Source organism: Vibrio splendidus 12E03 (assembly GCF_000272105.2).
GTDB classification, from domain to species: Bacteria; Pseudomonadota; Gammaproteobacteria; order Enterobacterales; family Vibrionaceae; genus Vibrio; species Vibrio splendidus_I.
On the sequence record NZ_AJZD02000331.1, the window covers coordinates 52,317 to 74,411 of the forward strand.

Annotated in this window: 20 protein-coding genes; 8 read left to right on the forward strand and 12 right to left on the reverse strand. The window is 45.2% G+C overall.

The genetic code is table 11. The annotated features are described in order from the left end of the window. Nucleotides 1–87 precede the first annotated feature (87 nt). From A142_RS21250 to pspA, 9 genes are all read right to left on the reverse strand, one after another. The gene (locus tag A142_RS21250; protein WP_019824272.1) at nt 88–558 is read right to left on the reverse strand and encodes a hypothetical protein; all 471 of its coding nucleotides are present in this window, start codon (nt 556–558) and stop codon (nt 88–90) included. Next, on the reverse strand, nt 549–1,487 hold the full coding sequence (locus tag A142_RS21255) for a transcriptional regulator (RefSeq protein ID WP_019824274.1): 939 nt from the start codon (nt 1,485–1,487) through the stop codon (nt 549–551). Before A142_RS21255 ends, A142_RS21250 begins: the two co-directional genes overlap by 10 nt. A 109-nt stretch (nt 1,488–1,596) precedes the next feature. Beyond that, complete coding sequence (locus tag A142_RS21260; RefSeq protein ID WP_019824276.1) at nt 1,597–2,163, reverse strand: DNA-3-methyladenine glycosylase I; 567 nt, start codon at nt 2,161–2,163, stop codon at nt 1,597–1,599. A gap of 77 nt (nt 2,164–2,240) precedes the next feature. Continuing rightward, on the reverse strand, nt 2,241–5,351 hold the full coding sequence (locus tag A142_RS21265; protein WP_019824279.1) for an efflux RND transporter permease subunit: 3,111 nt from the start codon (nt 5,349–5,351) through the stop codon (nt 2,241–2,243). Continuing rightward, nucleotides 5,344–6,429 (reverse strand): efflux RND transporter periplasmic adaptor subunit, encoded by a 1,086-nt coding sequence (locus A142_RS21270; protein WP_019824281.1) that lies wholly within the window; start codon nt 6,427–6,429, stop codon nt 5,344–5,346. The genes A142_RS21265 and A142_RS21270 overlap by 8 nt, the downstream gene beginning before the upstream one ends. 1 nt (nt 6,430) lies before the next feature. Next, nucleotides 6,431–7,465, reverse strand: coding sequence for an efflux RND transporter periplasmic adaptor subunit (locus A142_RS21275; protein ID WP_019824283.1), 1,035 nt, complete (start codon nt 7,463–7,465; stop codon nt 6,431–6,433). Between the two features lie 157 nt (nt 7,466–7,622). Further along, nucleotides 7,623–8,009 carry an envelope stress response membrane protein PspC gene (gene pspC / locus A142_RS21280; RefSeq protein WP_029405576.1) on the reverse strand — a complete coding sequence of 129 codons (387 nt, stop codon included), beginning with the start codon at nt 8,007–8,009 and terminating at the stop codon, nt 7,623–7,625. Next, on the reverse strand, nt 8,002–8,235 hold the full coding sequence (gene pspB / locus A142_RS21285) for an envelope stress response membrane protein PspB (protein WP_004734605.1): 234 nt from the start codon (nt 8,233–8,235) through the stop codon (nt 8,002–8,004). Before pspB ends, pspC begins: the two co-directional genes overlap by 8 nt. Nucleotides 8,236–8,249: 14 nt before the next feature. Then, a complete protein-coding gene (gene pspA / locus A142_RS21290) occupies nt 8,250–8,921 on the reverse strand; it encodes a phage shock protein PspA (protein ID WP_010440091.1) in 672 nt (223 codons plus the stop codon). Nucleotides 8,922–9,194: 273 nt separating this feature from the next. Here pspA and pspF point away from each other — a divergent pair, with 273 nt between their 5' ends. From pspF to A142_RS21325, 7 genes are all read left to right on the forward strand, one after another. Continuing rightward, nucleotides 9,195–10,217, forward strand: coding sequence for a phage shock protein operon transcriptional activator (gene pspF / locus A142_RS21295; RefSeq protein ID WP_017060309.1), 1,023 nt, complete (start codon nt 9,195–9,197; stop codon nt 10,215–10,217). 102 nt (nt 10,218–10,319) lie between these two features. After that, nucleotides 10,320–11,942 (forward strand): ABC transporter substrate-binding protein SapA, encoded by a 1,623-nt coding sequence (gene sapA / locus A142_RS21300; protein WP_019824292.1) that lies wholly within the window; start codon nt 10,320–10,322, stop codon nt 11,940–11,942. Next, the gene (locus A142_RS21305; protein WP_019824294.1) at nt 11,942–12,904 is read left to right on the forward strand and encodes an ABC transporter permease; all 963 of its coding nucleotides are present in this window, start codon (nt 11,942–11,944) and stop codon (nt 12,902–12,904) included. The genes sapA and A142_RS21305 overlap by 1 nt, the downstream gene beginning before the upstream one ends. Next, nucleotides 12,891–13,778 (forward strand): putrescine export ABC transporter permease SapC, encoded by an 888-nt coding sequence (gene sapC, locus A142_RS21310; RefSeq protein WP_019824296.1) that lies wholly within the window; start codon nt 12,891–12,893, stop codon nt 13,776–13,778. Before A142_RS21305 ends, sapC begins: the two co-directional genes overlap by 14 nt. Then, nucleotides 13,778–14,779, forward strand: coding sequence for a peptide ABC transporter ATP-binding protein (locus A142_RS21315; RefSeq protein WP_019824298.1), 1,002 nt, complete (start codon nt 13,778–13,780; stop codon nt 14,777–14,779). Before sapC ends, A142_RS21315 begins: the two co-directional genes overlap by 1 nt. Next, on the forward strand, nt 14,776–15,558 hold the full coding sequence (locus A142_RS21320; protein WP_017060304.1) for a peptide ABC transporter ATP-binding protein: 783 nt from the start codon (nt 14,776–14,778) through the stop codon (nt 15,556–15,558). The genes A142_RS21315 and A142_RS21320 overlap by 4 nt, the downstream gene beginning before the upstream one ends. Nucleotides 15,559–15,594: 36 nt before the next feature. Further along, nucleotides 15,595–16,374, forward strand: a complete 780-nt coding sequence (locus tag A142_RS21325) for a DUF2927 domain-containing protein (RefSeq protein WP_019824301.1) — start codon at nt 15,595–15,597, stop codon at nt 16,372–16,374. A 98-nt stretch (nt 16,375–16,472) separates the two neighbouring features. Here the strand turns inward: A142_RS21325 and A142_RS21330 are convergent, their stop codons facing one another. Both A142_RS21330 and A142_RS21335 read right to left on the reverse strand, forming a co-directional pair. Continuing rightward, on the reverse strand, nt 16,473–16,862 hold the full coding sequence (locus A142_RS21330; protein ID WP_004734596.1) for a DUF2750 domain-containing protein: 390 nt from the start codon (nt 16,860–16,862) through the stop codon (nt 16,473–16,475). A gap of 149 nt (nt 16,863–17,011) precedes the next feature. Next, complete coding sequence (locus A142_RS21335) at nt 17,012–17,917, reverse strand: manganese-dependent inorganic pyrophosphatase (protein ID WP_019824302.1); 906 nt, start codon at nt 17,915–17,917, stop codon at nt 17,012–17,014. Between the two features lie 200 nt (nt 17,918–18,117). Here A142_RS21335 and A142_RS21340 point away from each other — a divergent pair, with 200 nt between their 5' ends. After that, a complete protein-coding gene (locus A142_RS21340; protein WP_019824305.1) occupies nt 18,118–19,332 on the forward strand; it encodes a putative manganese transporter in 1,215 nt (404 codons plus the stop codon). Between the two features lie 293 nt (nt 19,333–19,625). Here A142_RS21340 and torA read toward each other — a convergent pair whose 3' ends face one another. After that, nucleotides 19,626–22,088 (reverse strand): trimethylamine-N-oxide reductase TorA, encoded by a 2,463-nt coding sequence (torA, locus tag A142_RS21345; RefSeq protein ID WP_019824307.1) that lies wholly within the window; start codon nt 22,086–22,088, stop codon nt 19,626–19,628. Nucleotides 22,089–22,095: the final 7 nt, after the last annotated feature.

A 22,095-nucleotide genomic window follows, 5' to 3' on the forward strand; every position in this document is an offset into this window, starting at 1 on the left:
CAAAAAGGCAGGATATTCCTGCCTTTTTCAGTTCTGCCTATCAGCTGCCTGTAATCCAGCTACTGACACAAAGCGCTTTATAAATGATTATTGAACCTTAAAGCATGTCCAGTTGAAGATTTCTGAGCGGTGTTCATTAAACAGATACAGGGACTGGTCTTTCTCCAAGATCGAGTAATCAATGGTCACCCCTTTGTACTCACTGTATTCCTGATTAATGATCGGATCATGAAACGGAGTGGCGGTTCTCACATCAATAATACTCATCGACAAATGATTCCCATCAAGGCCGTAGTAACCAGAATACAGGTTTTCCATTGTGCCTTCGTTACCGTCTTTCTCAGTGATCGTCACAAACTCTCTCATACTAAAAGTTTGGTCAGACTGAAAAGTAATGCTCATTCGCTCATAAAGCGATTGGTACGGTTGGAATGCCTGAGATAAAAAATCCGTTTTTAGCGTTTTACAGTGCCAGCGAGTACCCGCTAATGCATTCTGTTCCAGCAAAAAGCTTGCTGCAGCAACTGCCAATAGAATAAGTAAGCCAATTAATCGCAAAAGTAGCTCCTCTTTTCCATATGAGCTGCAAATGAGTCAAAAGACGTCTCCACATTGAAAATCGTCGCCCCGTAATTTAGGGCCTCGCCATCCTTCCTTTGAACCAACATATACAAAGCATCATTTTCAGGCTGATCAACAGATGGATAAATACGGACAAAGACATCAACGTTGCAGTGGCTCGGCAACACATCCGTAAGCTTTTGGGTAATCGCTGGCAATGAATAGGCTTCATCGTGAACAATGTGGAAAAAGTATTGATTGGTATTGTCTGTGTAACTATCTCGATATTCTGTCTTATCAACAAAATAAGGCATTGGCGCATAATAGGTTTGGAAAAGGTTGAACGCCGTTACGACTACACAAATCAACGCGACTATATAACCTGCTTTAACGAGGTGCGCTTTGCTTTTCGAATTCGAAGGCTCTAGCTCAGCTGAGCTCTGTTCTTGATTCGATGAAATATTGAGTTCTGAATCTGATGTCGTTGTCTTGTTCGCGTCGGCAGAGGTTTCAGTCGCGGCTAACACCTCTTGAGCGACAGGCGAAGAGTTTGATTCAAACCCCTCTGTAATCACAGAAGAAGATACAACTTCAGCTTTGCTAGGCTTTATCGACTCATTGATCTCAAGCGAATAGCCCGTTTTACTCACGGTACGAATCGTCGCACAACCACAAGTGACTCGAGACAGGGTTTTGCGAATCTTGGAGATCACATTGGTGAGAGCTTGCTCTGAGACAATCACATTGCCCCAACACCTATCAAATATCAGGCCTCGTTCAATGCATTCACCAGCATTCTCTAGCAAGAACAGGAACACCTTACCTTCTAACGGCGCGATAGTTTCTACGTGGCCATCTGCACGCACAAACTGCCTTAGCAAGGGATCATAACTAGCATCACAAATTTGGTAGCTTTGTTGTTTCACTATCGTCTTCTAGGTTTTAATTCGGTCACATATGATATTGAATAGTTTATAAATGGCTAGTGAATTTTCCCATTTTCACGCAATTATTTCGCGACGATAAATAACATTTTTATTTGTAAGGACAACCAACGAGATGGTCATTAACCATACCTGTTGCTTGCATAAACGCGTAACAGATTGTTTCCCCTACAAACTTGAATCCTCTTTTCTTCAAAAACTTGCTCATCGCTTTGGATTGCTCAGTAGAAGCTGGGACTTGAGACATCTCTGTCCATTGATTGACGATCACCTCGCTATCAACAAACTGCCATAAAGCATTCGATAGAGACCCAAACTCTTTCTGAAGTTCAAGCGTTGCACGCGCATTATTGTAAACCGAGGCAATCTTGCCCTTATGTTTAACCACATCGAAGTTTTCAATGATATTTGGCACATTGTCTTCATTAAGTACAGCTAGCTTATTGAGGTCGTAGTTTTCAAATGCAGCACGATAGCCTTCACGTTTTTTAAGTATCGTAATCCAACTTAGGCCGGCTTGGGCACCTTCTAGCGTAATGAACTCAAATAGCACTTGGTCATCATAAACAGGCACGCCCCACTCTGCATCGTGATACTCCCTTTCAAGCTCATGTTTCAGTGCCCACGCACACGTTCTATCCACTGTATTCGCTTCCATTTCGATGGTCTCTTTTTAGTAATCGTACATAAAAATAATGCCCCAATTAGGGGCATTATTTCAAAGGTTAGTTGGCGTTAAGCTACTTCAATTTTATGGAATAGACGATACAGCACAGGTACTACGATTAGCGTGAGTACAGTCGCAAAGCCCAAACCAAACATAATGGTTACTGCCATTGGTTTAAAGAAGATATCTGGTAGTAGAGGGATCATACCTAGAATGGTGGTGATCGCCGCCATACATACCGGACGAACACGACTCAGTGCCGCATCAACAACCGCTACATATGGATCTTTACCTGACTTCATCTCAATCTCAATTTGATCAAGCAGTACGATACCGTTCTTCAGAAGCATCCCTGATAGACTCAAGAAGCCCAACAGCGCCATAAAGCCGAATGGTGTATTCAAGGCTAACAAGCCTGTCGTCACCCCTATCAAGGCGAGTGGCACTGTTAACCAAACAATCAGAGGCTCTTTCACCGAGTTAAACAAGAACACAGTGATCAAGAACATGAACAAGTAACCCAGAGGCATGGTTGTAAACAGTGACGCCTGTGCATCTGCCGACGACTCATATTCACCACCCCACTCCAATGAGTAACCCGGTGGCATCTCAATCGCTTCAATTTGTGGTTGTAAGCGTTTCTGTAGAGTCGAAGCCGTTTCCTCACCCAATAGATCAGGATCCGCCATTACCGTCAGCATACGCTTACGGTTCTTACGGATGATCAGTGGGTCTTCCCATTCCAGTTCGTAACCTAGCGTTACTTGTTGCAGTGGGATGTACTCACTTAGTGCTGGGCTCCAAATCTTCATGCCTTCGATGTTACGGATATCAACACGCTCATCTTCAGGCAAACGAGCCACGATAGGCATCAGCGTAGTACCGTCACGGTACACACCAATCGATTTACCAGAGAAAGACATCGCTAGGAAATCATCTACGTCTGACTTGGTAATACCATAGCGACGAGCTTGGCTTTCATTAAATTGAGGCTCTAGCACCTTAGTTCTTTCACGCCAATCGTGACGAATATTAAATGCACCATCATCAGCACGCATGATATCCATCACTTGAGATGCGATTGAACGCAGTACCGTTGGATCAGAACCTACAATTCGCGCTTCAATTTTCGCACCGCCACCAGGACCTAACTCGATTTGTTTCAGCTTGTAATCAATCTCAGGGAACTGACCATTTACGTGTTCACGGAAACGCAGCATTAGCCCTTCAAGCACTTCATAACTCTTCACTCGAACCGTTATTTCGCCGTATGCGCTATAACTTTTCTCTGGTGAGTAAGTCAGCATGAAACGCTGTAGACCTTTACCTGCCGTTGTCGTGATGTGTTCAACTTCGTCCTGCTCTGCTAACCAACCTTCAAGCACTTTAAGCTTGGTGTTGGTCGCACGAATATCGGTACCTTCCGGCATCCAAACATCCACTTGGAACATTGGCGTAGTCGAAGATGGGAAGAAGGCTTGTTTGACAAAACCAAAGCCGTAAACACTCGCTCCCAAACCAATAATCAGAACGAACATGGTGAGCCACGCACGCTTCATACAGAACTCAAGGAAGTTTTTATAGATAACAAAAACCATCCCATTGTATGGGTCTTTGCCTTCGTTATCAGGATCAACCTTCTGGCCTTTGAAGAACATGTCAGCAAAGAATGGCGTAATCGAGATTGCAGTAAACCAACTCAACATAAGCGAGATAAGCAGAACCGTAAACAAGGTGCCACAGTATTCGCCGGTTGAATCTTCAGACAAGCCGATCGGCGCAAAAGCGGTTACCGCAATAACGGTTGCACCTAACAGCGGCCATTTGGTTTGGGTTACGATATCGGTGGCGGCCTGCATCCGGGTTCGCCCCTTCTGCGTGCCGATCAATATCCCTTCCACCACCACAATGGCATTATCCACCAGCATCCCCAAGGCGATAACCAATGCGCCTAATGAAATACGTTGGAGATCTATCTTGAAGTACTGCATGAAAATGAAGGTACCGAAAACGGTCAACAGTAGTATCAAACCGATCAACAGACCGGAGCGTAGCCCCATGAAGAACAGCAGAACCACGATTACGATCGCAACCGCCTGACCTAAACTCACCACAAATCCGCTAACAGACTTATCTACCTCTTTCGGTTGGTTATAAACCTCGGAGATATCGATGCCGACAGGTTGTTGGTACTTAAGCTCAGCAAGTCTTCGATCAAAGGCTTCACCAACCGCTACTACGTTGACACCTTGTGCAAAAGAGACACCGAGGTTGAGTGCGAGCTTACCGTTATAGCCAATAATATTACTTGGTACTTCAACATAGCCACGAGTGACGTCAGCTACGTCTTTCAAATAGATGAGACCTTGAGCACCACCTTCTGTCAGAATTAAATCGCCAAGCTGCTCAACATTCTGGAACTCACCCGTTGGATGGATTCGAATGTATTCGTCGCCAATTCTTACCGCACCCGCACTTGATACAATATTTTGAGTCGATAAAAGATTAAATACCGTGCTTGGAGACAGACCTAAGGAGCTTATCCGCTTCATCGATATCTCAATGAATACTTGCTCTTGTTGTTGACCAGAAACAGAGACCTTACTGACCCCATCAACCAACTCCAGCTCTCGCCTTAGATAATCAATGTAATCCAGCAGCTCTTTGTAGCTATAACCATCACCCGTCACCGCAAGCAAGATCCCGTAAACGTCACCGAAGTCATCAATGACTTGAGGATCATTGACCCCAGGTGGCAGTTCAACCTTAAGATCATTCACTTTTCGGCGCAGTTCATCCCAAATTTGCGGAAGATCGTCCGGACCATAGTTATTCTTCATCGTTACCGTTACCTGAGACAGGCCACGGCTTGAAATAGAGTTCACTTCGTCGACATAGGTAAGCTGTTGAATCGCTTTCTCTAGTGGGTAGGTAACTTCTTCTTCCACTTGTTGAGGGGTTGCCCCAGGATAAGAGGTTACGACCATTGCATCTTTGATGGTAAAGGCAGGATCTTCTAAACGCCCCAAACCGAAGAATGCTGAAACACCACCAATAAGAAAGATCAGAGATAGCATCCAGCTAATGACTTTGTTACGTATAAAGTAAGAAGCAACACCTGTGATCTGATCATCACCCTGTTGATCGTCATTTTGGGGCTTGTTATTTACTTCACTCATTGTTCGTCTCCTGAGACAATACTTCCACTGTCATCCCATCTCGCAATCGCGATACGCCTGCAACAACGACATGCTGCCCCATTTCCAATCCTTTCATTACCTGCAATGTTTCCTGGTTTGCTTTGCCTAACACGACTTGTTGTTTCGAGACTGTCTTGTCATCGTTAAGAACCCACACATAAGAGTTTTTACGATCCAGTTCATCACCGTCTGCATTGAATACCGCTTCGATCGGAATAAGTACACCAGCTTTTAGCTCCAAACCGATATCCCGCCCGTTTGAAGTCACATCTACGGCCATACCATCAAGAATCAAATCGTCTTCTGGCATCGGCAAAGCTAATGTAACCGTGAAGGTACCCGTACTTGGATCGGGTTCAGTGGTGAACTCTTTAATACCTGCGGTGTATTCATTACCGCTTGGCACTCTCACTACAGCTTCCACGTTCGAGAGGAGCGTTTCATTGGGTTGATTCACATAAATCTGGTCAGGAAGCTGAATCACAACTTCGACATCCTCAACACTGTGAATGTTCACAATCTGTTGGCCTACCTGAATATTTTCATATTGGTCGACACTGACTCGAGAAATAATCCCATCAACAGGCGCACGAAGCATAGTGAACGATAAGCGCAGTTTCGCCAGTTCCAACTCGGCATAAGCAATCTGGCGTTGAGCGGCAATTTCATCGAATTGCGACTTAGCCAATAAGCCTTTCTTCACTAGCGGACTCGAACGTCGGTATTGACTGTTAATTACCGTGTAACGCGCTTGAGCATTGTCCACATCCAATTGATAATCGGTTGGGTCAAGCTCTGCAATGATGTCACCAGCAGAAACACGTTCGCCTTCTTTAACATCAAGCTTGTAGATTTCACCCGCCACTCGGAAACTAAGATGAGCTTTCTCAGCCGCATTCGCGACCGCTGGGAAATAGAGCTTGTCGCTAAAATCGATGACTGAAATCTCGACGGCTTTAACTAAGGGTGTGTTATCCACTTCTACCACTTGTTTATCTTCACAAGCTGTCAGTAGGGCTAAACACGACAGCCCTGTGGCCACTTTAAGTGTTTTCATGTTATAGCCCCCTTTCCTTGATCCACTCTCGGACTTTTACGCCCGGCTCAAGACCATTAACGCCAGAAATGACAATACGATCTCCGTCGTTTAGCCCAGAGACTATATGACGTTTTTCATCGATGACGATGGCAACATTTTCAACAATACCGTCGTTATTCACACGCCATACGGAGACATCATCTCCATCGGTCATCATGGCCGACGTAGGAATTTTAGTCGCAGCGGCTTGCGCAGAAACAAGCCTTACCGTGCCAGACATGCCCGGTAAAATACCGATATCCGTCGGTCTTTCCATTACCATGGTTACCTTGTATGAACCCGTTTTTGGATCCGCTTCGGTATCAACTTCTTGGAAAGTCAAAACGTAAGGGTTCTCAGGAAACGCATCAAATACCATGGTTGCATCGGTTTCAAACCCTGAAGAAAAGCGCGTGATAAGTTGGTCGGGTAATAAGAAAACGACCTTAAGAATCTGATTGGTTTGAATATTCATCACACCTTGTTTCGCCGCGATGTATTCATGGTTTTCGGCAGGAATGATGGAAATCGTTCCATCGTAAGGCGCAACCAGAGTGGTGTAACGTAGATTAGCCTTAGCTTGGTTCAGGACAGCTTTAGCCGAGTTGTGGTTGGCTTTCGCTTGATCGAAATCTTGCTCTGAAACCACTCGATCTTTACGCAGCTTAATCGAGCGTTGGTATTGAACATCGGCAAGCTTAAAGTTAGCTCTCGCTTGCTTTTCTAACAGCTGATATTCATCAGGGTTAAGCGTTGCAAGTTGGTCACCTTTGGTAACCTGTTGACCCGATGTGACATCGATAGTCTGAAGTAACCCAGGAACACGGAACGCAAGAACGGCTTTATCGCCAGCTTCTGTGGTGGCTGGAAAACTACGTTCAAAGGCATTATTACCGACGGAAACGGTGAAGAGTTTGGCGGGTCTAGAATCAGGTTCAGGTACGGGAGGAAGCTCCTTACCACACCCAGACAACCCAGCTAAGGCTGTCAATAGGACAACGGAGGCTCTATACATTGGTGATCATCCATATCTATAAATATTTTTATAACATAGATTAATCACATGTAACTTACCAGTTATCGTAAGATTTATTTAGACAAAATTATTAAAAAAAATAACGGCTTGGAATAAATTTTCCTAAACCGTTATCGAATCTTTTTTAGACTTACCGTTACATGTTCTTAAATGCGCGGTCGACTTTAAAGGTGTCGGAGGTCACATAAGCTTCCATGTTGCGGACACTGGTCTCTAACTTCTGGAAATCACCCTCTAAAGTGCCCAGTAACGACTCTGCCGTTTGCCCTTTTTCCCAAGGCTTTTGTTTGAGTGTGTGCTCTTGTTTGGCTTTCATCTCATCAACATAGTGAGGTGGTTGTTTTTCAAGCATAAATGTCAAAGCTAAATACGCTAATAACACCAGAAAACTACCACCAAGCAGCGCTGCTGAGATAACTAAGATGCGAACCAACCACACTTCAAGGCCAAAGTAGTTCGCTAACCCTGCACACACACCAGACAATTTGCCGTTAATCGTGTCGCGATACAGTTCTCTACTCATAGTTTCGTCTCCAGTTAGGCGACTCCGCATCCAGTATTTTTTCTAGCGTTTTCACTCGGTCTTGCATGGATTCAGCTTGCGCAGAAAGCTTATGCAGACGTTGAAGATCCGTTTCAGAAAGACCATTGCTGGATTTCTTCTTGCTGCGGTAATGTAAGAATAACCATAGCGGTGCCACGAAGATTAAAAAGACAATCAGTGGACCTGCAATTAGAAATGTTGACATAGACAACTCCTAGATTATTTATCGCGGTTTTCAACTTGTTGCTTCAGTTTCGCTAGCTCTTTTTCGATTTCATCTTGAGCTTGTAGTTCGGCAAACTCTTGGTCTAAAGATTTTGCGTTACCCGTCTTAGCGTAAACGTCCGCTTCAGCTTCTAATTCATCCACTTTACGCGAGAATTGCTCAAACTTCGCCATTGCTTCGTTGGTTTTGCTTGAATGCAGGTGTTTTTGAACATCACGACGATTGCTCGCCGCATTATTACGAATCATTAATGCTTGTTGCTTTGCGCGAGTTTCTGCAATTTTGGTTTCAAGCTTGCCGATCTCACTGGTTAGCTTTTCTATGGTTTCATGAACCAAAGTTTGCTCGGTGTGAAGGCTCTTGATGATGTCTTCCAGTTTTTGCTTTTCGATTAGCGCCGCTCTTGCCAGATCTTCACGTTGCTTAGTCAGTGCGAGTGTCGCTTTGTTTTGCCAATCTAGAATCTGAGTTTCGATAGCTTCAACTTTACGTGCTAGCTCTTTCTTGTCTGCGATTGCTTTTGCTGAGTTAGTACGAACCTCAACCAGCGTGTCTTCCATTTCTTGGATAATCAGGCGAATCATCTTTTCAGGATCTTCGGCCTTATCTAATAGTGCACTGATGTTTGAATTTACAATGTCTGCAAAGCGAGAAAAAATACCCATGAGGAACTCCTTAATTACAATGATGGCAAATGCGTTTCAAATCGCTGTACGACTTTAACAATCCACTTGCTCAAAAATTTACGTTTGTTGTTAAACCTACCATAAGTAATCCAAGTAGCATGCCAACTTTTAAGCCATTTATTATCAGTTACTTACAATAAAATGGTGATTAATCCGAACCATGCTATGATGAATTTAGCCAAGTATTGGTATTTTTCACCACTACGGCTCTTTCATGACCTCTCCAGCGATCAATTCATACAAGGACGCGCTATGCAGCAGAACCTCATTGGTGAATCACCTAGCTTTCTCTCTGTTTTAGATAAAGTATCCCAACTCGCACCAATAGAAAGACCCATTCTGATCATTGGCGAGCGCGGCACAGGTAAAGAGCTGATCGCACAAAGACTGCATTACCTTTCAAGACGTTGGGATCAACCTTTGATCTCATTGAACTGCTCAACCCTCAGTGAAGGTTTGATTGATTCTGAACTGTTTGGTCACGAGTCGGGGTCGTTTACGGGTTCGAAAGGTCGTCATCAAGGCCGTTTTGAAAGAGCAGAAGGCGGCACACTGTTTCTGGATGAGCTGGCGACTACTCCCCTTGCGGTTCAAGAGAAGCTATTGCGCGTGATTGAATACGGGCAATATGAACGTGTCGGTGGGCAAAAGGCGCTAAGTGCCAATGTAAGACTGGTGTGTGCAACCAATGCCGACTTACCAGACATGGCATTAAAGGGCGAATTCAGGGCTGACCTATTAGATAGACTGGCGTTTGACGTCATTACTATTCCCCCTTTGCGTGAGCGAAAAGAAGACATCATGCTACTCGCAGAATACTACGCCATTAAGATGTGTCGTGAATTGGAATTGGAGTTGTTTGTTGGCTTTGCCCCTTCTGCCGTTGAATCGCTTTTAGATTATTCTTGGCCAGGGAATGTACGAGAGCTCAAAAACGTCATTGAGCGAGCGATCTATCAGCACGGAAAAGACCCATATCCTATTGAATATTTGGTGTTTAACCCATTTAAGCCCGCATGGAAAACAGAGCAAGATTCCTCTCCGGAAACTGGCAATGAGCCGTCTAACAGCCATACTTCATCAGAGAGCTTGTTTTCTTTGCCGCTTGATTACAAAGCATGGCAAGAACAACAAGACATCAAGCTACTCAATCAAGCCCTAAAACAGAGCAAATATAACCAGAAACAAGCCGCAGAATTACTTGGGTTAACCTACAACCAATTACGTGGAATGGTGAGGAAGTACGCGATTGTCGGACAAGCTAACGATAAATAGCTGTCCACACTTGATTATTATTTGGAGCCGAATAAATAAAATGTTAAATTGTCCGGATCTTGAGGCTCCTCTAACGCCTCGTTTCGAAAAGTATTTCTTTTTATGAAAGCACTAATAAGACTATCACTGAGCATCTGCACGCTGAGCTTTCTCGCTGGATGTGGTGAGAGTGTGAATCACGAGCAAATCCGTGAAAAAGGCTTCATTTATTGCGGCCAAGGTAATCCTAGTACCTTCAACCCACAGCTGGTTGATAGTGGCATTACCGCAGAATCGCTGAGTCCTCAAATCTTCGATACACTGCTCACTCTTGATCCGATGACTTACCGACCAAAACAGAACTTGGCGACAAGTTGGTCTGTTGATAAATCAGGTACAGAGTACACGTTCAAACTGCGCCCAAATGTTGCGTTCCAAACGACAGACTGGTTCACCCCTACTCGTAGCATGAATGCACAAGATGTGGTGTTTAGCTTTGAACGTGTCATTGATAGTTCAAACCCATTTCATTATGTGGGTGGCGGCCTATACCCATGGTTTGCCGGAATTGACTTCAAAAACTTGATTGTCGACATCACCGCTGTTGACGACCTAACGGTGAAATTCCAATTGAGTCGCCCTGACAATTCATTTCTCAACAACATAGCCACCAGCTATGCGGTCATTCATTCTAAAGAGTACGCCAACAAGCTCATTGCTGCGGATGAGAAAAATCAAATCGATTCCAATCCTGTCGGCACGGGCCCTTTTTACTTAGATGAATACCAGATCAACGACCTAGTTCGCTTGAAAAAGCATAAGCACTATTGGAAAGGTGACGTACAAATGGACCAAGTTGTGTTTGATACATCACAACGTGGTACAGGCACACTTGCTAAGCTTCTGCGCAGTGAGTGTGACGTACTCAACTCACCAATTTCTAGCCAAATCCCTATTATTCAGGCTCATGAAGAGTTGATGATTTCTGCCACGCCTGCGGTCAATGTCTCTTTCATCGCGCTAAATACCGAGCATCCAGCATTGCGTGACTCTCGAGTGCGTAAAGCGCTTAACTTAGCCATCAACCGCCAAAACATACTCGATTCTGTGTACTACGGTACAGGGACGAAAGCCTATACATTGCTTCCTCCTACTTCTTGGGCTCACCAAGAGGACAGCGTTCAAGTTCGTTATGATCGAAACTATGCGATTGCGCTACTCAAAGAAGCTGGTGTTGAACCCGGGTTAGAGCTTTCAATGTGGGTACCATTAGAGCCTCGCGCATACAACCCAAGCCCAAGAAAAACGGCTGAACTGATCCAAGCAAACTTGGCGGATATCGGTATTGAATTGAAACTCTATACCGATGACCGATTTGACCGTACACAGTTATCCTCGATTTCCTCAACAGACCTGTTGCTTACAGGTTGGATAGGCAATACCGGTGACCCAGATAACTTCTTACGCCCGCTTCTCTCATGCAGTTCAGAACGCGCAGGATTAAACGTTTCGATGTGGTGTAATTCAGACTTTGATTTCCTCCTCGACTTAGCATTAGAGATCAATCAACAAAGGCACCGTGTGAACTTGTACCGACAAGCCCAAAACATTCTCAATGAAGAAGTTCCTGTGATTCCTCTTGCTCATGGCGTGCAATTTCGCGTGCACGATCGTTCGCTAACAGGCTTTAAAGCAAGTCCTTTCAATGCCCAACCTTTTGATCAAGTCAGAAGAGAGGTGCAGTAATGTTTTGGTATACATTAAGACGTGTAAACTTATTCGTTATTACGTTAGGGATTCTGACCTTGGTAGGTTTTTCCCTGCTTCGATTAGACCAAACCTCACCTTGGGCAATTCAAGATTTTTGGCCCGGTTGGATTAGCTATATCACTGAATTATCGACGCTAAACTTTGGTCTAAGCAAACACGGTGTGCCTATCATCGATGAGTTGGTCGTGGTGTTCCCTGCAACGCTAGAGCTGTGCTTCTTTGCCTTTGTGTTGGCACTCATCATCGGTATCCCTTTCGGCACCATTGCTGGTATGAGACAAGGTAAATTTGTTGATACCACCATATCGTTCACCTCAATGGCCGGTTACTCTGCGCCTATATTTTGGGTCGCGTTGCTGATGATCATGGTGTTTTCACTGCACTTTGAAATGTTCCCAGTTGGTGGCCGATACGACCTACTTTACGAGATTGAACACGTGACTGGCTTCGCGATGATTGACGCCTTTTTTGCCGAGGGTCGCTACCGTGCGCACGCACTACAAAGTGTTATCGAGCACATGGCGTTGCCTTGTCTTGTTTTAGCACTGGCGCCAACGACTCAGGTCATCCGATTGATGAGAGCGTCAGTGGCTGAAGTAATGACGCAAAACTACATCCGCGCTGCGCGAATTAAAGGTCTTTCCACTAAAGAGATCATCACGCAGCACGTGCTAAGAAACGCGATACCTCCGATTATTCCTAAGGTCGGTGTTCAGCTATCAAGTATGTTAACGCTTGCTATTGTTACCGAGTCTATCTTTAACTGGCCGGGCATTGGTCGTTGGTTACTGGATGCTTTATCTAATCGAGATTACGTTTCAATTCAAGCTGGCGTAATAGTGGTAGCAACCTTGGTTTTGACCGCAAACATTCTGTCCGATCTATTGGGCGCGATGGTCAATCCGCTGGTAAGGAAGGAATGGTATGCTAACAAATAACGTCTACCAAGAAGAGCAGATTCCAACCCAATTCGAGCGTTTCTGGCGCAGCTTCCGTGGCAATAATCTCGCTATGTTTGGACTGTGGTGTTTGACCTTAATCATTCTAATCACCGTCACTTCACCATGGCTAGCTCCGCATGATGCTCAAGAACAAACGGGACACCTGTTAACCCCACCCTCTTGGGATCCCTCAGGAACAGTCGAGTATTTCTTAGGCACCGATGACTTAGGCCGAGATATTCTTTCTCGTCTGATTATCGGCTCTCAGCTGACGTTTGGTGCCGCGGTTGTGATTACCTTTATCGCAGCAGTCATTGGTTGCCTGATTGGCGTACTTGCGGGGATGACTCGTGGATTACTATCAAGCACACTAAACCACCTGCTTGATACCGTTATGTCGATTCCGTCTCTGTTACTAGCAATTATCTTCGTGGCGTTTCTTGGTTTTGGCGAGTTTAATATCTTGCTTGCCTTATGTTTAGCATTGATTCCACGCTTTATTCGTTCGGTATACATTGCCGTGCACGCTGAGGTAGAAAAAGACTATATTTTGGCTTCTCGCCTCGATGGTGCGAACGACTTCTACCTGTTATGGAATTCAATCCTTCCTAATATTCTTACCGTGGTGGCACTTGAAATTACGCTGGCATTGTCAGTCGCCATTCTTGATATCACGGCTTTGGGTTTCTTAGGGCTTGGCGCTCAAGCACCAAGTACTGAATGGGGCTCAATCTTGGGTGACTCTGTAGAGCTGATTTACCTCGCACCATGGACAGTCACCCTACCCGGTTTAGCCATTATGTTTACAGTGATCGTGATTAACCTCGTCGGTGAAGGTGTTCGCCAAGCGCTAAATGCAGGAATCGAATAATGCCTTTACTTGATATTCGACATCTAACCATCGAGATTGAGACCCCTCAAGGGATGGTTAAAGCCGTTGATAGAATGAGTCTTACCCTCAATGAGGGGGAAATTCGCGGCTTAGTAGGTGAATCAGGCTCAGGTAAGAGCTTAGTTGCAAAAGCGATCGTCGGAGTATGTAAAGAAAACTGGAAGGTTTCTGCAGACCGAATGCGCCTTGGCAATATCGACCTCCTGCAACTGACACCCAAAGAACGACGCCGAGTTATTGCTCGTGATATCGCGATGATCTTTCAAGAGCCATCCTCCTGTCTTGACCCATCTGAAAAAGTGGGCCATCAACTGATTGAAGCGATTCCTTCCTATTCGTTTGAAGGTCGGTGGTGGCAAAGATTCAAATGGCGTAAGAAGCAGGCCATCGCTCTACTTCACAAAGTCGGTATTAAAGATCACTCTCGTCTTATGGACAGTTACTCTTATGAGTTGACCGATGGTGAGTGTCAAAAGGTGATGATCGCAATGGCGATCGCTGCCAAGCCAAAAGTCTTGATTGCTGACGAGCCAACCAACGATTTAGACCCAATTACACAGTCTCAAATATTGCGTCTTTTGAGTCGTATGAACCAGATCAATAACACCACCATCGTGTTGATCGGCCATGACTTAACCACCATTACCCAATGGGCGACTCGCATTACCGTGATGTACTGTGGTCAATCGGTAGAATCCGCTGATACACCGAAGCTGTTGGATGCACCAAAGCACCCGTACACCGTTGCTTTGTTAAAAGCGATGCCAGACTTTAACGACTGGATTCCCCACAAGGAGAAGCTACAGTCTTTACCAGGATCAATTCCGCCGTTGCAACATCTGCCTATTGGTTGTCGGTTAGGCCCACGCTGCCCATACGCGCAAAGGCAATGTGTGGAGATCCCACATACTAAACGTATCAAGAACCATAAATTTAACTGTCACTTCCCTCTGAATATGGAGAAGAAAAAGAAATCATGAGTGCATTATTAGAAGTCAGTGATCTATCTAAAGACTTTACGACTCGCTCTGGTCTTTTTCGTAAGAAGATTCATCAGGCGGTGAAGCCGGTAAGCTTTTCCCTTGAAGCAGGCCAGACGATTGGTTTTATCGGTCAGAATGGCTCTGGGAAATCAACATTAGCGAGAATGCTCGCAGGAATGGTTGAACCGACTGCGGGCGAGATCCGCGTGAACGGCGAAAAGCTAGAACACAAAGACTATTCAACTCGTTGTAAGCTGATTCGAATGATCTTCCAAGATCCGAATACATCACTTAATCCACGCATTCAGATTGGTCGAATTCTTGAAGGCCCATTGAAGCGAAATACCAACATGCCACCAGAAGCCCGTATGCGTCGTGTGAAAGACACACTACTGCGCGTGGGCCTTCTACCGGAACATGCTTACTTCTACCCTCAGATGCTTGCTGCGGGCCAGAAACAGAGGGTTTGTTTGGCTCGAGCCTTGATACTTCAGCCATCCATCATTGTCGCTGATGAAGCGTTAAATGGTTTGGACATGGCAATGCGCTCGCAAATCATCAATCTGTTCTTAGAGTTACAAGAAGAGATGGGCGTATCGTTCGTTTATGTATCTCAACACCTCGGTATTGTTAAGCACATTACCGACAAGATTATTGTCATGCATGAAGGCAATGTGGTTGAGAGTGGGGAAACAGATCAAGTGCTAACCAATCCAACTCACCAAATCACCCAAAGATTGGTTGAGAGCCATTTCTCCAAAGCGCCGAACCACTAACCTGGAATCACGCTACATTTAGCAGAGGGGAAAAGTATGTATCGAACAGCTTCAATGCTTCCCCTCTTGTTGGTTCTGTTTTCCTTTAACGCGACAAGCACACCGCTTACTTGGTTAGATAGAACCTTCGTTGAAACTGCGTTTTATAAAGTCGCACTGCAACACGAATATTCCCAAGGCAACAAACCGCTCGCCAAGTGGAAACAACCGATCAAGATTTGGATCGATCATCGAGTGGGCGATGAGGAACTGCATCAAGAGCTCACAGAGCTTCATATCCAACACTTATCTGAAGTCACTCAACACCCAATCACAATCGTCAGTAAAGAGTCCGAAGCGAACGTTAAATGGATATACACAAGGCAGAGCCAGTGGGTATCTGAGGCGAAATCGGTGCTCAAGCTCAAATCAACTCAGCATTTAAATAGCGCCATCTGCACGGCGGGCTATAGAACCAATTCTAAAGGCGAGATTGTATACGCTGGGATTGTAATCCCGGTTGATCAGGCAAGATCGCGAGGTAAGCTGGTCGCCTGTATCGTGGAAGAGATCACACAAGTTCTAGGCCTGCCGAATGATTCAGATAAAGCCTACCCTTCTATTTTCAACGACCATACGCCAGAAGACTTATTATCGCCGTTAGACGTAGTGCTACTGCAATTGCTGTATGAACCAGAATTGAAAGCTGGAATGACAAAATCTGAAGTAAAACCTATCGTTCGAAATATACTCAAGAGATACAGCAAAACAGGTGTGCTTCAGCAAGCTTCTAAAGCCGCACAGCAAGCGCCTTTGTATCAGTTGATTGGGTATTGACGAATATACGTTGGAAGCAGCTTAGATGGGATAATTGAATAATAGCGCTGCCTAAGAAAGGCAGCGCTGACTTACGATGTTACTGTATTACGAAAGAATTAGCGCTTAGCTGCCTGCTTTTTCAATTCGAAATCGAACTCATCAGGGAACAAGATAACGCCTTCTTCTTGCTCGTTCGGGAATACTACAACAGCAAGTTCGTCGTCTTCTAGACCGTTCGTCCAGCGACTGTGCCATTTATTCAACGAAATAGACTCAGCTTTACACTCAGACCAATCACCCGTTGCCCATGATTCTGCGAACTCTTGGTTTGGCCATACTGGAACACAATCTTCATCTTCTGTGTTCAGCATTACACAACCGTGTTCATCGGTTAAGATCCATACTTCACGGTTTGCTACGATTTCTTTCACACAGTATTTCAGGCGTTGCTCGCCCGTATACTTATTGATTTCAGCGATTTTTTTATCGTCTAGCTGTGTAGTCATCTTAATTTCCTACTTTAGTCAGTAACTTTGCTCTTAAAGCTATTTTATGCCGAGTGTTTTTAACTTCAAACATTATCGATGAAGAAAAAAGTCTACTTCAAAGAAAAACGCCTGCTAAATAAGCAGGCGTTTAATATTAAGCGACTTGATTAAACAAGCTCACCTTGTAGCCAAGGCCAGCCTTGCTTCTTACGGCTTAGTGTATTTTCCATCATCAATACGCCGTCTTTCTCGTGCTTAACCAATTTCTCAGCCCACTCACCTTTGTATAGAAGACGAGTTTGAGCAGTAGTGATATCTGTTAGCATTACCGAAGCGAACGCTAGACCGTCTTTCTCACAACGCTCTTCAAGATCAGCTTCTAGCGCTTCAATCATGCCGTCTACTTGCTCAAGAGTCGCAAGTTCAACTTGACCAACAACAACATCACGACCGTTGAATGGGTAGCCTTTAAGGTCTTTTTCTACTAGCTGTGCAGCAGATAGGCCTTCGATGTTTGTTTTAGCGATTAGAAGCGCTTTGATGAATGCATCAACGTCAGTTACGCCAGCAATTTCAGCAAGCTCAGCAACCGCGTCTTTGTCTTTTTGCGTACATGTTGGAGAAGCGAAACCCACTGTGTCTGAAAGAATTGCAGACATCATTAGTTTAGCGATTTGTTGAGAGATTGCGTGACCTTCAATCTTGAACATGTTGAAAAGTACAGTGTTTGTACAACCAACAGGCCAGATCCAAGCTTCCATTGGGTTTACTGTCATCACGTCACCTAGACGGTGGTGATCGACAATACCTACGATCTCTGCATCAGCAACATCATCTGGTGCTTGTGCTAGATCTGAGTAGTCTACTAGCCAGATTTTCTCACCAGCAACAGAAGTACGAAGCTCTGGCTTTTCAGCACCAGCGACTTCTAGAATGTGTTGAGTTTCGCGGTTGATCTCGCCTTGGCGAATTGGTGTCGCTTCCTCGCCACGAGCTTTAAGAAGCTCTGTTGCAACTAACGCACTACAAATACTGTCACTATCAGGGTTTTTGTGACCAACAACTAAAATCATGTTTCTTCCTATTACACTAACAATTATGACTCTACCTTTAGAGCCTCTCTTTATTAGCCATACTTTACCTCATTTTTTTAGATTGGTCATGTTTCCTAGGTTTAGCCAATGGTAACAATAGATAAAAAACAACAAATGCAATTGATAATTATTATCATTCGTATATATTTATCTTAAGCCACTAATTTTGAGTAACACCTATGGATCGACTAATCTCTTTTTTGCCAAGCAGTAGCGCTGCGAAAACAACTCAGTTTTCACTGTCATTTAAGCGCCTGCTTTTGCCTATCTCACTTGCAGCATTGGTTGCAGCCCCAGCTACACGAGAGCTGACGGTAACTACTTTATCAGACGCGTTTTGGGCAGTGTCTTGTTATGTTGCTTTAACCTTGGCTATTTACCACTGGTTAAGTCTGTATATCAACAAAGATAACGTCTTCAACAAGCTCGTCCATCAATCCCGTTCAAACCAAGTTGTATTCGCTGCACTTATGGGGGCGCTACCCGGCTGTGGCGGTGCTATCGTAGTGACGACCCAATTCATTTCCGGCAAGCTTGGTTTTGGAGCGGTCGTTGCGGTTTTGGTCTCAACCATGGGTGATGCAGCCTTCCTATTAATCGCTAGCGAACCCAAAACAGGCTTGGCTATGATGGCAATGGGTGTGATTGTCGGTACGGCGTCAGGCCGAGTTATTAACTTATTTCACGCAGACGACTTCTTACGCCCGAGACAAGCAGAAAAAAATGACGCCACCAACAGCTGCGCTTCTCAATCTCAAGACAAAGAATCGGTCTCTAAAAAAGCGATAAACCTGCAAGGTTACCTGTGGTCTGTACTGATTATTCCGGGTTCTGTCGTTGCCCTACTTGGCTCTTTTCAAGTCGATGTGAACGAGCTGCTCGCTTTGCCTGAAATATCGATGGAATGGGCGGGGACAGTTTTGCTGATCAGCTCGATGTTTCTGTGGGGGCTAACCCGTGAAATTGAAGATTACAAATCAGCCGTAAGTGAAGACGAGAAATGTGTAGGCTCTCATCCACTACAAAAAACGGCTCAAGATACTAACTTCGTTACTGCATGGGTGGTGGTTGCTTTTCTTTTCTTCGAATTTGGCTCTGTGATAGCAAATGTCGATTTTGCGACGCTATTCTCAAGCTGGGGCATGATGCTCCCCCTGGCTGGCGTGTTGATGGGTTTGCTACCGGGCTGTGGACCGCAATTATTGGTCACTAGCTTATACCTTTCAGGCGCACTGCCACTTTCGGCTCAGGTAGGTAACGCAATTTCAAATGATGGTGACGCGCTATTCCCTGCGATTGCGATGGCTCCCAAAGCGGCACTAGTCGCGACCTTATACTCGAGTGTGCCCGCACTAATCTGTGCTTATGGATACTGGTTTATGTTTGAGATCTAACTTGATCAGAGTTAACTCCATAGGCTTCTGTAAGGTTGGTACTTTGTATCGGCCTTTTTGTTTCCGTCAGCCTAGTCTTTCCACAGTTTTTTTTGACCTTCCCTTCCTGATCCACTGTTTCTACTACTGCTCTCAAACAGCACGTTACAGCCTGTCTCAAAAACGCCCTCTATTAGCCCTGTACAATGCTTATTTAGAAACACCAACACTGATATCAAAAATACAAAAAGCCCCTGTAAGAGTGCTTACAGGGGCTTTAATTCAAGCTTTAATCTTGGTTCTTAAGACAAGACTTAAGAAACTTCGATTGGACCACCGAATGAAGTTACTGGAGGCAGTTTGCCTTGGAACTTCTCGAAATCAACCAAACATGTGTTTGCTGACGTTGCTTGAGCAAGTTCAGACGTACCGATATCTTGAGTCAGTGTGTTTGGATCGCCGTATGTATCTAGCGCGCCCACTTTCTCGTTGATCGGACCGTACCAAGCACCCTCTTCGATACGTACAACACCAGGAGCGTAGCTATCCATTAGAACAGCACCTGCTAGTAGTTGACCACGGTCGTTAAACACACGTACTACATCGCCATCTTTGATGCCTTTCTTCTTAGCATCTACTGGGTTGATGTAGATTGGCTCACGGCCTTGTACCGCGTAAGTCGCACGCCACTCTTCAGATTCACACATCTGAGAGTGAAGACGCTTGTCTGGGTGACAAGATTGTAGCCAGTACGGGTGCTTGTCAGAGCCTGGACCACCGTGTGAACGTTCAGATTTCTCGAACCACATTGGGTGTTCTTGACAGTGCTCGTAACCCATGTTGCCAACAGTACGGCTTGTGATTTCGATGAAACCAGAAGGCGTGCCTAGTGCGTTGATCTCTGGATCTTCACGGAATGAAGCGTGACGAGTCCATGGCTTACCTTTGCCGAAGTCTAGGAAACCTTTCTCCCAGAACTCAGCAAACTCAGGCATTTCGAAGCTACCTTCGTTTGATGCGCGACATTCATCGTACAGAGATTTAACCCACTGCATTTCGTCCATACCACGCGTGTAATCGTCGTAACGACCCCAACGCTTAGTTAGGCTAGACATGATCTCGAAGTCAGTCTTAGACTGGAACAGAGGATCCACTAGCTTGTGCATTGCGATCAAACCACGGCCAGAGTACGCGCCGTAACCATCGATATCGTTACGTTCCCACTGAGTACAAGCTGGAAGAACAATATCAGAGTGACGACAAGTTGCAGTCCAAGCGAAATCAACAGCCACTACAGTTTGTAGGCTCTTGAATGCTTTACGCATCTTGTTGCGATCTTGGTGGTGGTGCCACGGGTTGTTACCACTGAATACCATCATCTTGATGTCAGGCAGTGTCACTGTTGCGCCGTTTGCTTTGATCTTCTTACCTGGCTCTAACAGGCTATCTACCCAACGAGCAACAGGGATTACGCGGCTGTAACCGTTGTAATCAGTGTTAGTGTGCTTAGGCGATTGACCTTGGTCGATGTTCAGCGGGAATGAACCCGGAGCAGCGAAACCAGTTGAAGATACACCGATACCAGAGTAGTGGTGACCGTAAGAGATACCACCGCCCGGAAGACCAATTTGGCCAACCATTGCTGCGACAACTGCACACATCCAGTAAGGCTGTTCACCGTGCTCTTGACGTTGGATACTCCAACCCACAAGAATCTGTGTACGACCGTTAACCAGCATCTTAGCGAAGTCACGAATAGAGTCCGCGCTTGCGCCACAGATTTCTGCAGCCCATTCTGGTGTCTTCTCAACTTTATCTTTCGTTTCACCTTGAACGTACTTGATGAAGTCTTCAAAACCTAGACAGTAAGTTTCGATGAACTTCTTGTCGTATAGGCCTTCGTTGTAAAGAACGTGAGCAACACCAAGCATGAACGCCACATCAGTTTGTGGGTTGATGTACATTTGCTCGTTTTCTAGGTAACGACCTGTTTTGTTTTTAACAGGGTCAACAGAAACAACGTTGATCTCTTTCTTAGCAACTTTTTCTTTCAGCTGTTCTAGGTATGCGAACGACTCGTGAGTCTCACATGTCCAACCTACCTGAAGGTTTTTAACTGGATCGTTACCCCAAAGAACAATGTTGTCACTGTTTTCTAGGATAAGTTCCCAAGATGTACCTTGTGCGTAAACTTCAGTAGAACCTAGCACGTAAGGCATGATCGTTTGACCAGCACCTGTTGAGTAGTCACCGATTTTCTTCACAGAGTAACCGTGAAGTGCCATTGCACGTTGCATGTGGTTAGTACAGCTGTGGAACTGACCTGTTTGTCTCCAACCAGTTTGACCTGTGTGAAGCGCCCATGGACCGTAATCTTTCTGTACGCGCTCTAGCTCGCGGTAAACAAGGTCTAGTGCCTCATCCCAAGTCACACGAATAAAGCGGTTGTTACCACGCGTGTCTGCGCTGTACTTATGCTTCTTCAACCAATCTAGGCGAACCATTGGGTAACGCACACGTGATGGGCTGTAGATAATACCTTTAATACCTTTCAGCATCTCTGTTGGGTGCTGATCGATTTCTAGAGGTTTAATTTCCTGTACTTTACCCGCGTAAACGCGAGCTCGGAATGCACCCCAGTGAGAACCAGAGACTTTCCACGCGCCGTCTGTTTCTGCAGCAGATGCTGAAGCCGACGCCAATAAGCTTGGACCGATAACCGATGCCGCACTTGTCGTCGCGACACCTTTCAGAAAACTTCTTCTTGTAATTGCCATTGTGTTA

What these genes read in the sequence shown, in the direction of transcription:
- A142_RS21260 (WP_019824276.1), bottom strand. Translation starts at nt 2,163, where the DNA reads ATGGAAGCGAATACAGTGGATAGAACGTGTGCGTGGGCACTGAAACAT.
- A142_RS21265 (WP_019824279.1), bottom strand. Translation starts at nt 5,351, where the DNA reads ATGAGTGAAGTAAATAACAAGCCCCAAAATGACGATCAACAGGGTGAT.
- A142_RS21270 (WP_019824281.1), bottom strand. Translation starts at nt 6,429, where the DNA reads ATGAAAACACTTAAAGTGGCCACAGGGCTGTCGTGTTTAGCCCTACTG.
- A142_RS21275 (WP_019824283.1), bottom strand. Translation starts at nt 7,465, where the DNA reads ATGTATAGAGCCTCCGTTGTCCTATTGACAGCCTTAGCTGGGTTGTCT.
- pspC (WP_029405576.1), bottom strand. Translation starts at nt 8,009, where the DNA reads ATGAGTAGAGAACTGTATCGCGACACGATTAACGGCAAATTGTCTGGT.
- pspB (WP_004734605.1), bottom strand. Translation starts at nt 8,235, where the DNA reads ATGTCAACATTTCTAATTGCAGGTCCACTGATTGTCTTTTTAATCTTC.
- pspA (WP_010440091.1), bottom strand. Translation starts at nt 8,921, where the DNA reads ATGGGTATTTTTTCTCGCTTTGCAGACATTGTAAATTCAAACATCAGT.
- pspF (WP_017060309.1), top strand. Translation starts at nt 9,195, where the DNA reads ATGCAGCAGAACCTCATTGGTGAATCACCTAGCTTTCTCTCTGTTTTA.
- sapA (WP_019824292.1), top strand. Translation starts at nt 10,320, where the DNA reads ATGAAAGCACTAATAAGACTATCACTGAGCATCTGCACGCTGAGCTTT.
- A142_RS21305 (WP_019824294.1), top strand. Translation starts at nt 11,942, where the DNA reads ATGTTTTGGTATACATTAAGACGTGTAAACTTATTCGTTATTACGTTA.
- sapC (WP_019824296.1), top strand. Translation starts at nt 12,891, where the DNA reads ATGCTAACAAATAACGTCTACCAAGAAGAGCAGATTCCAACCCAATTC.
- A142_RS21315 (WP_019824298.1), top strand. Translation starts at nt 13,778, where the DNA reads ATGCCTTTACTTGATATTCGACATCTAACCATCGAGATTGAGACCCCT.
- A142_RS21320 (WP_017060304.1), top strand. Translation starts at nt 14,776, where the DNA reads ATGAGTGCATTATTAGAAGTCAGTGATCTATCTAAAGACTTTACGACT.
- A142_RS21325 (WP_019824301.1), top strand. Translation starts at nt 15,595, where the DNA reads ATGTATCGAACAGCTTCAATGCTTCCCCTCTTGTTGGTTCTGTTTTCC.
- A142_RS21330 (WP_004734596.1), bottom strand. Translation starts at nt 16,862, where the DNA reads ATGACTACACAGCTAGACGATAAAAAAATCGCTGAAATCAATAAGTAT.
- A142_RS21335 (WP_019824302.1), bottom strand. Translation starts at nt 17,917, where the DNA reads ATGATTTTAGTTGTTGGTCACAAAAACCCTGATAGTGACAGTATTTGT.
- A142_RS21340 (WP_019824305.1), top strand. Translation starts at nt 18,118, where the DNA reads ATGGATCGACTAATCTCTTTTTTGCCAAGCAGTAGCGCTGCGAAAACA.
- torA (WP_019824307.1), bottom strand. Translation starts at nt 22,088, where the DNA reads ATGGCAATTACAAGAAGAAGTTTTCTGAAAGGTGTCGCGACGACAAGT.